This window comes from Flectobacillus rivi, assembly GCF_030056655.1.
GTDB lineage: Bacteria > Bacteroidota > Bacteroidia > Cytophagales > Spirosomataceae > Flectobacillus > Flectobacillus rivi.
In genome coordinates, this window is the sequence record NZ_JASHIE010000001.1 from 612,159 (window position 1) to 624,762 (window position 12,604).

General features: G+C 34.6%; 9 protein-coding genes. 2 read left to right on the forward strand and 7 right to left on the reverse strand.

What is annotated here, in order from left to right; translation table 11 throughout:
- Positions 1–183 precede the first annotated feature (183 nt).
- On the reverse strand, positions 184–2,916 hold the full coding sequence (locus QM481_RS02350) for a PAS domain-containing protein (protein ID WP_283380507.1): 2,733 nt from the start codon (positions 2,914–2,916) through the stop codon (positions 184–186).
- A gap of 1,024 nt (positions 2,917–3,940) precedes the next feature.
- On the opposite strand from QM481_RS02350, the gene QM481_RS02355 reads away from it, so the two are divergent.
- Together QM481_RS02355 and QM481_RS02360 are read left to right on the forward strand one after the other, a co-directional pair.
- Positions 3,941–4,705: a tyrosine-protein phosphatase gene (locus QM481_RS02355; protein ID WP_283380508.1), complete on the forward strand. Its 765-nt coding sequence runs from the start codon at positions 3,941–3,943 to the stop codon at positions 4,703–4,705.
- A 52-nt stretch (positions 4,706–4,757) separates the two neighbouring features.
- Positions 4,758–5,111, forward strand: a complete 354-nt coding sequence (locus QM481_RS02360; RefSeq protein ID WP_283380509.1) for a LytR/AlgR family response regulator transcription factor — start codon at positions 4,758–4,760, stop codon at positions 5,109–5,111.
- Positions 5,112–5,212: 101 nt separating this feature from the next.
- Here QM481_RS02360 and QM481_RS02365 read toward each other — a convergent pair whose 3' ends face one another.
- From QM481_RS02365 to QM481_RS02390, 6 genes are all read right to left on the reverse strand, one after another.
- The gene (locus QM481_RS02365; protein WP_283380510.1) at positions 5,213–6,283 is read right to left on the reverse strand and encodes a mannose-1-phosphate guanylyltransferase; all 1,071 of its coding nucleotides are present in this window, start codon (positions 6,281–6,283) and stop codon (positions 5,213–5,215) included.
- Positions 6,284–6,334: 51 nt separating this feature from the next.
- Entirely contained in the window at positions 6,335–7,711 is a 1,377-nt protein-coding gene (locus tag QM481_RS02370; RefSeq protein ID WP_283380511.1) for an undecaprenyl-phosphate glucose phosphotransferase, read from the reverse strand.
- 143 nt (positions 7,712–7,854) lie between these two features.
- Positions 7,855–9,450, reverse strand: coding sequence for a hypothetical protein (locus QM481_RS02375; RefSeq protein WP_283380512.1), 1,596 nt, complete (start codon positions 9,448–9,450; stop codon positions 7,855–7,857).
- Between the two features lie 2 nt (positions 9,451–9,452).
- Positions 9,453–10,154: a hypothetical protein gene (locus tag QM481_RS02380; protein WP_283380513.1), complete on the reverse strand. Its 702-nt coding sequence runs from the start codon at positions 10,152–10,154 to the stop codon at positions 9,453–9,455.
- A gap of 295 nt (positions 10,155–10,449) precedes the next feature.
- On the reverse strand, positions 10,450–11,304 hold the full coding sequence (rfbD, locus tag QM481_RS02385) for a dTDP-4-dehydrorhamnose reductase (protein WP_283380514.1): 855 nt from the start codon (positions 11,302–11,304) through the stop codon (positions 10,450–10,452).
- A gap of 66 nt (positions 11,305–11,370) precedes the next feature.
- Entirely contained in the window at positions 11,371–12,591 is a 1,221-nt protein-coding gene (locus QM481_RS02390) for a sialidase family protein (protein ID WP_283380515.1), read from the reverse strand.
- Between the last annotated feature and the right edge of the window lie 13 nt (positions 12,592–12,604).

Below are 12,604 nucleotides of genomic sequence, written 5' to 3' on the forward strand. Positions count from 1 at the left end.
TGAATTACTAATTAACTAATACTATTTTAGACTTTCATACAAAATCGTATAAGCGAAGGATTTTCGTGTATAAACCAGATTTTCATTTATCTCAAAATCATGTCTTACAGTAAAGCGATTTCGTTTATCTTATTTAATCAATTAATCACAAAAAAGGTAATTCTCATTTAACACTAATATCAATTAATTTTTCTTGAAAGAAACAATAAACGTAGTCCCAACTCCCTCTTCACTTTGTACGTCGATCATTCCTCCTAAAGCTCTTATCTGCGAATTAATGATGTATAGCCCTAAGCCTTTACTGTCTGGGTGATGATGAAATCGTTGATACAAACCAAAGATTTTATCGCCATGGCGCTGTAAATTGATACCTATTCCGTTGTCAGCAAAATAAAGTTTTAAAAAGCCCTTTGTTTCTTTAGTAAAGATTCTTAGCTCAAGATTACGATCAGGCGATTGGTATTTAAAAGCATTCGTAATCAAATTTTGGTAAACGGATTCCAGATAAGTAGCATTAAAATAGATTTCTTTTCCACCCGAAAAATCCATTGTGATCGTTACTTCTTTATCTTGACGCAAATAAGTCAATCTTTCTAACGATTTATGAAGCTCATTTTCTAAATCTAAGGATTGTTGCTCAATATTAACATTATTTTTGATAACTAATATGTCCAATAAATCATTTACCGTATGATTTAAGGCATGAGTTGACTCTTTAAATTTTTCAAGTAAAAATAAAGTCATTTCATCCTTGACATTATTAGGATTAATGAGGTCTAATATTGCCAAAAGGTTAGACAACGGTGCTCGCAAGTTGTGCGACGTAATATAGGAAAACTGCTTTAGGTCCTTATTACTTTCTCGCAACTCTTTAATGAGCATTTCACGTTCATCTTCGCTTGTTTTTCTACGAGTAATGTCTCTACCCGAAATAAAAATCAAATCTTCTGCTGGAATTTGAGTCACTGTGCAATTAATCCACTTAATACTATTATCCACCGCCACACAGCGTAGTTCAAACGGCGAACTGACCCTATCATTACGTAATTCATCTAGGGCGTTTTGTAAAATCGGCCAATCTTCTTGATAAATAAATCGATGAATCGGTTTGGTGGTCAAAGTATGCTCATCGTAACCCAATACCTTCTTGAAACCATTATTGACCTGCGTCATAAATCCACGAGGATTGGCCATACCCATCAAATCTCGACTAAATTTGAAGATATACTGAAGTTGCTCTTCGGAGTTACGTCTGCGGATTTCGTAGCCCAATTGGCGACATATACTTTCGACTAAATTGATTAACGCAATATCTTTCCGACTAAACTTATCACTAAAAAAAACCACCCAAGCCACATAATTATCTTTATAACTAATGGGCACCGAAAACGCAGAACGTAATCCCAGTTCTTTGGCCAGTTGTTTTCGTTGAAACAACTCTTCTGTATTCAAATCTTCAATCCAATACGTTTTCTGATGCTTAGATTTGCGTCTAAACACCGTTTGTTCGATAGGGATAGAAGTAAATGCAACTGGGGTAGCAAAAGTTTGTAAATCAACAGGAGCATTGGTATCAAAATCATGAGTTATCATTTTGATACTATCGCATGAAGAATCAGTAAGCCAAATCTCACCGTATTGCCACTGAATATATTCTCTTACATATTTGAGAATGGCGTTGAGTCCATCCAATAAATGAGCTTCTTGTCGAAGTTTTTCTACCACCTCCAACACAAACGTACGCTCATTTCGAGCCCGCAACTGCTCTGTAATATCAATAACCATCACTTTGGTTGCCATTACATTGGTCAACTGAATATCCGTTGCGGTAACCTCCACGTCTATGATTTCACCATTTTTTTTCAGGTGTCTTACCTGCCAATGTCTGACAGGGTTTGATGAAACAATGTCTTTCGGAAGATTTTTGAGTTGCACCAAATCTTGTGCTGGTCGGATATCCCTTAAGGTCATTTGGAGAAACTCTTCACGAGTATAGCCGTATTTTTGAATAGCGGCCGTATTTACCTCCAAAAATGCATAACTTTCATTATCATAAATCCACATAGGATAAGGATTATGAAAAAAGTACGCACCCAGTTGGTGATCGAGGAATTGGATTTGCCCCTCCTTTTCCTTTCTATCATTTATATCAATAATCGCACCAATGATGCGAAAAGGTCTACCAAACGAATCATTTAATATATAACCCCTCTCGTTGACCCAAGTATAACAACCATCTGATTTACGAAAACGATATTCAACCTCCCAATAGCGTTTGGTATTATCGGCCAATGATTTTTGAATGGTACTAACTACCCTTTGAGAATCGTCAGGATGTAGTTTTGCTTCCCAAAAATCAAATTCTTTATTATATTCATCATTGTTGTATCCTAAAGATTCATAAAATTGCTTCCCAGAGCGCTTAACTTGGTGATGAATCAAATCTATATCCCATACAGCACCAAGGGCAAGGCCATCACCTAAAAACTCTCTATTTTCAAAATATCCTCCTGTAGAATCAACAATAGAAAAACAATCTTTAATCACTTTCTCAACACCTTGCTCATCATAATCGCCCTTTATCAAATAATGTTTGGCACCATTGATCAACGCCAACAAGGTAGTTTCAGGCGAAGCCACTTCACACAAAGCCACAATGGGTAATTTGTGATCGACCCAGTCCATAATTTGCAAGAAAAATTCTGCATCTTGATGATGCTTCAAGTTCAAATCGACAAACACCAAGTCGAACTTCATTTCACCGAGCAAAAAATCCTTGGTTTTTGCAACAGTTTTAGCATGTACAATATGCTCAGTCAGAACACCAGAATTCTGAATACAATCCAATAAAAGATTATACTCCTCGTCATGATCCTCGACAATTAGAATATTTAATTTTTTAGCAAGTAAACTCATGGTAATCAGTGGTTATCCCCTATCTCTTCATCGAAAGTTAAAGATACACATCTGAGAAAAAAAATTGGAAGAATATTCGTCAATTAGTCGATAGCACGACACGGTACGACGATTTTGCAAGAAGTTAGGAGTTCTATTAATAGTGATTATGGTTTTCAATCATTTGAGATTTCTCAAAATAAAAACGAGCTATTAAACATGAAGGAAGCCTTGATGTTTATTAGCTCGTTTGCGTGCTATATGAAATACTGACGAAGGCGGCGTTTATTAAATACTAAGGAACGTTTACGTCAAAATTTCATTTCATACTTCACCATCACTCCCGATTGGCTTTCTGAAATTTTCTTCACTATCTAGAGCGACGAGATGTAAACAAATCGCTTGTCTCTATAATCGCTTCAATACATGAAGAAGCAACAATAGCTGAAAGTAAAACAATTACTGTGGTCATTTTATTTAGTGATTATTTAAAATATTATTTAGTGATTATTTACTTGGATATCTATAAATCTAGCAAGAATTTTCTCAAATCAAATTGTACAAATATTTCATACAATATTACAAAAAAATATTTATTTGATAATGATGATATTTAGTCTGCCATTAGTTATTTGATATTTGCAATATTTCTTATGCTATCGAAGAATATTCCCTATAATATTGGTAATCATGAGGATAAATGTGTAAAAAAATACTTGCAAGCCCTATAGTTAGGATAATTTTATCGACTCAAAACCATATTTCATCTCTAATTTAAAATTCTCCTTTAACTTTTATAAAAACGTATCAACACTTATTATTCGTCAGTAAGCCCCTAAATTCTAATTAGCTTCTAATATTTTATCTTAGTGACAAAAATGATATTTTACTAATTTTACAGTTTTATTGGTACTAATAAGTTTTATTATTCCATAACCATTGCTCAATTAGCCATAGGTAAGATATTTCTGCTCTGATTGCTTTATCTTTGATTACCATACAGACGATTAAAATACTAAGTAAACTTTTCCTTTTCATTAAATTTATGTTCTCTTTTTTCAAATCCCAACAAAGTAAACAAAATCGAATTATCGAATTTCTATCCAATCAGGTGGCTGTTGATATTCACTCTCATCTTTTGCCTGGCATTGATGATGGTTCTCCCGATATTGAAACTAGTTTATTATTGATAGAAGGGCTTCAAAATATGGGATTTAAAAAGCTCATTACAACGCCTCATATTCGAATGGAAGTGTATCCAAATACCCCAACTATTATTCGAGAAAAATTGGCTGATGTAAAAAAAGCAACTCTTCAGAAAGGCTTAAATGTCGAACTAGATGCTTCTTCAGAATACTACATTGATGATAATTTCACAGAATTACTTCAAAACGAAGAAATTATACCATTTCCTCAACCTCGATATATTTTGGCTGAATATCCTATGATTGCGCCCTTAATGAACTTCGAACAGAGGGTTTTTGAGATGACCAAAAGAGGCTACACACCCATTATTGCTCATCCAGAACGATATAGATATTGGCATAAAACACCTGAAGCTTTTGAAAGGTTAAAGGATTTGGGATGTCTCCTACAATTAAACATACTTGCCATAGAGGGCTATTATGGACCAGATATTAAAGACTGTGCCAAATATCTACTTAAAAATAAGTTGTATGATTTAATCGGTACCGATTTACATCATGAGCGCCATTTAGGTAGATTGAAAAAACTTGGAGAACTAAATAAGGAAATGCAAATTTTGGAAAACTACAACTTTAAAAACAAACAATTATTTATGGATGTCTAGACTAATTTTACTTTAGAATATCCAGCTCTACCTCATTAACACCTAATATTATATGACTAAAAATTGTTACCCATACTTACTAGATCCTTGCCCTCCTGAGTTTAAAGATCGACCGCGTTATGATGTAACTATTCCATTCGAAAACATCATTTATATTCAGGCAAATATTAATTATTCAATCATTAAGCAAATTGAGCGTCCTCCTGAGATTTTCTCAATTACTTTAAAAGAATTATTACCCAGACTTGTAGCCAAGTCTAATCAATTTATTAGAGTTCATAAAGCCTTTATCATTAATCTAAAATTTGTGGTCTCTTACAATAAAACCTCTTTGATGCTATCTGATGGCACCATTGTTCCAATTGCAAAACGTCGTTGGAAGGAAGTTGCTCAAAGGTTATTATAGAATAAAAAGGGCGATAGAAATATAAATCTATCGCCCTTCTTTAAGCAAAATTAATATTGCAAGCCTATTAAATGCCTCAAATCAGCCCTTCTTTAGCATACCTATATAAAGCAGCTATCTTTTTCTCCTGCATCTGCCACAAAGTCTTTTACTTTTTGTTCCTGATCTTTAGGGCAAATCATTAAAACATTGTCATATTCGGCTACAATAAAGTTCTCTAAGCCTTTAATCACAACCAATTTACCTTGAGGCGTTTTGATAATACTATCTTTCACATCATAAAGCATAGTATTTCCATCTATTACATTACCTAAATCATCTTTTTCAGACACTTCATACAATGACTTCCATGTTCCCAGATCAGACCAACCTATATCTCCTAACACTACATGTACGTTGTCAGATTTTTCCATAATGGCATAATCTATCGAAATACTCTCACAACTTTGGTAGGCATTATGGACAAAATGTTCTTCTTGTTCTGTAAAATAGGCATCGTTACCAGCCTCAAAAATTTCATGCAAACGAGGGGAATGCTTTTGAAACGCTTGGCAAATACTTTTAGCTGTCCAAATAAAAATTCCCGCATTCCAAACATACTCTCCGCTAGATAAAAACTCTTGTGCTAGCGCTAAATTAGGTTTTTCTCTAAAGGATTTCACCTTCTTTACCTCTCCTTCGTTTTGAGTATATTGAATATACCCATAACCTGTATCAGGACGAGTTGGACTAATACCTAAAGTTACTAATACATCACCTTTTGCTGAAGCCTCAAGCGCTGTCACGATTTTAGACTCAAAGGCTTTTTCCTTGAGAATAATATGATCGGCTGGCGCGACTACAATATTGGCATCAGGATTTGCTTTGGCAATTTTGTACGAAGCATAAGCTACACAAGGGGCAGTATTACGACGAATAGGTTCTGCCAATACTTGTTCTTTACGTAAAAATGGTAACTGTTCTAATACCAAATCTACATAATCTTCACTGGTTACTACATAAATATTCTCATGAGGGCATATTCCCTCAAAACGATCTGCTGTCTGTTGCAACAATGTTCTACCTGTACCAAGTACATCATGAAACTGTTTTGGATTAGTAATACGACTGAAAGGCCAGAATCTTGTTCCTACTCCGCCAGCCATGATGATTACATAATTATTATTGGTCATACCTTAAAAATTTCAATATTTAAAATTAAGAGTATCCATTTATATTTATTACTAATAGGCGTTAGGTTCACCCTTAATCATATTATAAGCTGTCATAAAAATGATTTTGATATCTAACCAAAAACTCCAGTTTTCGATATACCAAATATCAAAATGTACTCTTTTTCTCATTAAGTTAAAGTCCGTCGTTTCTCCTCGGTATCCATTAGCCTGCGCTAAGCCTGTAATGCCTGGTTTTACCCAGTGACGAACCAAATAATTATCGATTTTACCCATGGTCTCAATATTATGTTTTACGGCATGTGGTCGTGGACCAACCACCGACATATCACCCATAATAACATTTAAAAACTGAGGTAACTCATCAAAGTTTGACTTTCTCAAGAATCTTCCAATCTTTGTGATTCGTGGGTCATCTTGCCCTGCTTGCATAAACTTACCTGATTTATCCATATCTGGGGCATCTACCAACATAGATCTAAACTTAAAACATTTGATTGGTTTACTTCCTCTTCCCCAACGTTCTTGAATGAAAAAGACAGGTCCTCTAGAATTCAATTTAATCAGAATAGCCAATATCGGAAACAGCCACGAAAATACCAATACACATACCAATAAACTAAAAACAATATCAAAACCTCGCTTGAGGACTCTCCAATGTAAATAATCCAAAGGTTCATGACGTACGGTAACAATCGGAAACTTACCAAACATCTCAACACTAAATCGGCTTGAGTTAAAGCGGAAATAGTCAGGGATAATACGAGTACGTACTGCTAATTTATCATTAGTTTTGATAATAGTATCTAACTGCTCTTGGTCAAACTTCTCTAGAGTAATGATTACCTCATCGGCATCTGTATCATGTAAAACTCTTTCTAATTCATCTGGAGTTCCCTTATACATTCCATTGAGATGCACAGGCTTAAAAGTATCTACAAAACCTACTACTTTATAGCCGTAATGTGAGGTTTTGTTAAGCATTTCATAAAAAGACATTCCTGTATCACTAGCTCCAACAATAACTACTTTACGAACATTCTTGCCATTGATTCTACGAAACTGTGCTATTTTTTTTGCTAAATATTTTTTGATTGTTAAGACAATTGTAGCGATTACAACAAAAAGTAAAACCACTTTACGAGCATGCATACGATCATCCAACATAAAGAAAGACGTAACCAACACCATCATTTGTACCATGATGTTAGGTAATACCAATAGAAATTCATCAATAAACTTAACTGTACGAAAATCATCATAGAGGTTAGTTGCTTTACTTGAAAAATACCAAGCAACCATCAAAAAAATAACAATTCCCCCATCTAATTTACTAGGCTCTCGACCACTAATCGTTGCTGCCATTACAAATGACACTGCAACAAAAAGTATGTCTGAAAATAACCGATAGTGCCCTAAACTTTTCATAATTCTAAACTGCTGGATTGAATATGTTTCTGGAAAACATCCAACAAAAATATTCCACTAATTTATATATAACCTTTACTTGGAACAAATTTAAGCTCAATTAGTTATTTATAGGTAAATAACTAATAAGTATTCTTTAACCTCTATTTACAAAAGCCTTTATCTTCGATTCTATAAGCAATTCGAGTAGATTCCAAGTATTTATTCAACTGTTTGTATGGCCATGTTACTCCTCCATCAGTACTGGCTCTAAAGTCATACGTGTTTTTTTCTCTTACCTTATAGGTTTTGGCTTTAGTATTGGGTCTTCTCATCTCAATCAAGTCTTGCCAATTATTTTTACCCACAGCAGAATATTGAATTTTAAAAGTTGCTGGCAGAGCCTCCACATCAATTGATTTACCTGCAGAACAGACTATATCAAATGCCACTTCCACAGACGGTGGTGTCGGAATACTACGAACATCTACTTCCACCGACTGCGGATTACAAAACTCCAATTCTTTGGTAGTAGCTACTGGTGTCGTCTTATTTCCGCCCCAATACCCGTTATAGTTATACACTTTCAATTGTATAAATTCTGCATCTTTGGGTAGATAAGTTAGCGCAAATGACCAGCCATTACCAATACCCGGATAATACTCTCGTAATACTTGATTTGTTTTTGAATCGACAAGTTGACAATAGTAACCCATATCTACATCATTAAAATTACTTTTAAATACGAAGGTAGGTCCTTGTCTACATATTTCTCTATCCCAGCCAAGCACCCAGTCAGTAAGATGTGTGATATTAACCTTTGCTACCAACTTATTTCCTTCTTGCACTACTTTTGCCTCCCCCTCCACCTTCCATAGGTATTTATCCGCATCATAACTAAATATAGGAATCCCATCACCCGCTTTAATATTGACTTTTGTTCTTGGATTATAAGTCGCAGAATTCAACTCTAAAGTTAGTGTAATCGGTTTTGAAAGATACTTTACAATCTGCCCCTGCTCATTACTCATCACCATCGAAACAAAGCCAGCCAAGTAAGGTAAATCAAAAGGATTAGGTAAGGATTTCCCATTTACATCCACAGGATTAGTCGCAATGCCGTTGGTTGGTAGAAACCCTCTTGTAGCTCCTCTGTTATCAAAGTGTTGAATTGACAAATTAATATTACCCGACACTGATTTGTTATCTATATCTGTAAATTGCGTTCCTGCTTGTAGTAATAAACTGGCATTCTCTGCTTTCTGTGTGCCAGTAGATATTGTCTGATTAGCGGATAATCCACCACTTTGTACGTTCGGAATGCTTACCTCTTTACTAGTTACACCAGATGGCGGGGTGTTTTCATTAAATATAGGAATCCAAACGCTTTGATTTGATTGACTATTAAAAACAACCATTCGAGTAGCTTTGGTATATCCATTGGCATCTGCCACTATCGTAAACTTAATCGGTTTATCGATACTAGGAATTACTTCAGGGGATACTGCCACTATTAAGAGGCCTTCTGGGCTAACTTTAAATTTTTTGGTATTCAAATTGGTCACCACCAAATTTGAATCTTGTCCTGCAAAACTAATTTTTAAATCCGATGGCAATGTGCCAGAAGGATTGTAAAAATGAATCTCAATTTTAGCCTTTTCAATGGGATCTTTAAAACCTAGCTCAAAACCCTCCAGAGGTGATTGACAAGCCCAAAAACCAACCAAGGCTATCATACATAAGATGAATATCTTTTTCATATTTATTCCTTTTTGGAGTTTTCGCTTTTTCCTAATAAGTACTTCAATTGAAAATTCAAATTGGGGTAGTACGAATAATTTCGAATATTACGCTCTAGTTTAGGAATTTGCTGGTCTAAAGTAGTAGTCTCTAAAAAACCTTCATAGCTCACTTGTAATTTTGGACTTCCCATATAGCTCAATCCAAAATCTATTCCTAGTAATACTCTATTTTTGTATATATTCCCCAAATAACCAAAACCCATCGCAGGCATCCAATCAGACCATTTAATTCCGAGATTGATACTCCCAAAATCTGTTGCTTGTATATCAATTCCTCCTAACGACACTCCTGTTTTGGTAGTTACATTGAACAGGTAATCTTGTTTTAGATTATATGATACCCCAGCAAATAAGTGCCACCGCTTTTTCTTAAAGGGAAAGTAGTCAAAGTAAAATGCTCCTACTTGCTTTTGAATAGTTGGTTTTATATCCAAGCTTTTTTTGTCAGCCAAATTGATATGTACAGAATCATTGAAACCAAACTGCACCCAGTGAAAACGTATTCCAAAATGAGGGTACTTTTCTGGATAGTACGAGATTTCCGGTCCAACTCCCATGGTCGATGCAGATACCCCTAACCCTATATCTTGAGTAAACTTTTGCCCATTAACCATCACGGTACTTAAAAGACAAAATATTAGCATCAATGAAAATTGATTCATTTTAGGCATCATAAGTAAGGCTTTTTGATAAATGAACTTAAAATCTGTTTTAATACAATTACTTGTTATTGGAAAGGCTATTTAGTAGCAAGAATATTATGTGTATTTGAGTTAATCAAAGATAGGCTAATTCTTAGAATTGTACAAATACTTAACTTTCCTAATTATTTAATTGAAGGTGAAAATGCGTAAACGGTATGCTCAAAATTCTAGAGAACGCTAAAAAAATAGGGTTTCAAGAAAGTTTAAATTTTCTTGAAACCCTAAAAAAATATCAATCACAATAAAATACAATTTAATTACCTAATTCTTCTAAACAAACCTTAAGGCTATCTCTCCAATATGGAATTGCCACCCCTAGATTTTGTTTAATCTTAGTTTTGTCCATCACAGAATAGAAAGGTCTTCTCGCTTTGGTCGGATACTCTGAGGTTTTTAGAGCTTTCACTTTTACCGTTAAATCAGCCAATTCAAAAATGGCAGTAGCAAAATCATACCATGAAGTAACCCCTTCGTTACTAAAATGATATAAGCCATACGCTTCAGATTTTGACTCGATGATATGGATTATAACCTCAGCCAAATCAACTGCATAAGTAGGAGAACCCACCTGATCAACGATTACGCCTAACTCCGAACGCTCTTTGCCCAGACGGATCATCGTTTTAACAAAATTATTGGCAAACTCTGAATACAACCAGCTAGTTCTTAACGTAAAATATTTTTGTGTTGTTTCCTGAATAGCTATTTCCCCTTCCAACTTCGTCAAACCATAAACACCAACTGGATTTGCAATGTCCTCTTCTGTTAACAAGCCTGTCTGATTACCTTCAAAGACAAAATCTGTAGAAATATGTATCAATGTAGCATCAAACTCAGCACTTAATATAGCCAAATTTGCAGCACCGTCTTTATTGACTTTTCGAGCAATTTCTACTTCATCTTCAGCTTTATCTACCGCAGTATAAGCTGCACAGTTGATTACATAACTTGGGGTATATTGTTGGAACAATGCCTTTAACAGCTCTAAATCAAGGATATTTCCCTCTTTTTCATCTAAGTAAATTAAGTCACTGATATTCTTTTGCTCTGCAACTTTCTGTATGCATTGTCCTAATTGTCCAACGCCTCCAAATACAAGTATATTCATGTTTTCGATTAATGTTCAATTGGTTTTTTACTAGTTCTATAAATAAGCATTACATTGAGACTAAGCCTACCTTAACGAACTAATAGTAGTAGAAACCACTTTGCTTACGTCACCTGAAATAATATCACTTTCAGTGAATTGTGTAAATTTAATTTCTCCATTAGGGTATCTTTTATAATCATGTATCATACAAATCACCCCATTCTCTTTCTGAATTATATCAGGGTATGACGCCCCTTTCCTTCGATCAATTAATAATTTATATGGCCATGTTTCACCGTTATCTTTAGATAAAAAAGCCGTCAACATTTCTCTTTCTGTACTTGCATTCATTACTAGTAATATATTTCCTGATTTTAATCTACCAACATAGAAACGACTTACAGCTGTTGGCCCTAAATCTTTGAATGCAATTTGGCTAGACCAGTTCAAACCACCATCTGTACTTACACTCGTAAAAATACCTTTTTGTGTTCTAAAGAAACATTTTAGAGTGTTCATACCTAAATCTAGAACCATGGCCTCATCATGCACTCGTGGCTGGCTAGTTGGTATTTTTACAAATTTTGTAGGAGCCAATAAAAGCTTGGGAGTATTCCGATAAACTGATTTGTATAGAAACACTCCATTATATTGAGGTAAAGTCTGTTTAAAAAATTCACCATTATAAATACCCTCTGTTATGTTCCACCCTGAAACTGGAAATAAAATTGATGAACTATCTACACCTAGATGTATAGGTTTTACATTCATTACCCCGTTAAACATTTTTTGTGGTGAAGAAATTTTAATCTCATTTAATTCATATTTCATTCGAATACTCCAAGTACCTCCAATTCCTCCATCCCACATACCAGTAGAGGTTGTCCAATTCATTCTTAGTACTCCATATCTATCAGACCAAAACGAAGGGTCAAAATGCCTTACACTATCTTGAATTGGAGCTATTGTTAATTTATCTAAATCCCAACTCTTACCATCATCTTTACTCGCTGCCACCGAAATATAGTTTCCGATTTCTTCATCCTTAACGCCAGATATCCATGCTGCATATATTATACCTTTATCATATCCTATTGACGAACATCCCTGATAACCTCTAACTTTACCATTAGGATTAGATTTCGAATCGTATAAAAAAAGTGCTTTTGAAGAAGAATCTATAAGAATACTACTGTATTTTTCATCTATATCTACTGGTATTACAGTCCCATTGTAACCATTACACGATATTATTATGAAGCCAACTACAATTGCGGAAAGGATAAATAATTGTCTGAGTTTCATTAGTGGTGATTTT

Excerpts from the sequence above, each read along its gene's own strand:
- rfbD (WP_283380514.1), bottom strand. The coding sequence starts at position 11,304 with ATGAATATACTTGTATTTGGAGGCGTTGGACAATTAGGACAATGCATA.
- QM481_RS02360 (WP_283380509.1), top strand. The coding sequence starts at position 4,758 with ATGACTAAAAATTGTTACCCATACTTACTAGATCCTTGCCCTCCTGAG.
- QM481_RS02380 (WP_283380513.1), bottom strand. The coding sequence starts at position 10,154 with ATGAATCAATTTTCATTGATGCTAATATTTTGTCTTTTAAGTACCGTG.
- QM481_RS02365 (WP_283380510.1), bottom strand. The coding sequence starts at position 6,283 with ATGACCAATAATAATTATGTAATCATCATGGCTGGCGGAGTAGGAACA.
- QM481_RS02370 (WP_283380511.1), bottom strand. The coding sequence starts at position 7,711 with ATGAAAAGTTTAGGGCACTATCGGTTATTTTCAGACATACTTTTTGTT.
- QM481_RS02390 (WP_283380515.1), bottom strand. The coding sequence starts at position 12,591 with ATGAAACTCAGACAATTATTTATCCTTTCCGCAATTGTAGTTGGCTTC.
- QM481_RS02355 (WP_283380508.1), top strand. The coding sequence starts at position 3,941 with ATGTTCTCTTTTTTCAAATCCCAACAAAGTAAACAAAATCGAATTATC.
- QM481_RS02350 (WP_283380507.1), bottom strand. The coding sequence starts at position 2,916 with ATGAGTTTACTTGCTAAAAAATTAAATATTCTAATTGTCGAGGATCAT.
- QM481_RS02375 (WP_283380512.1), bottom strand. The coding sequence starts at position 9,450 with ATGAAAAAGATATTCATCTTATGTATGATAGCCTTGGTTGGTTTTTGG.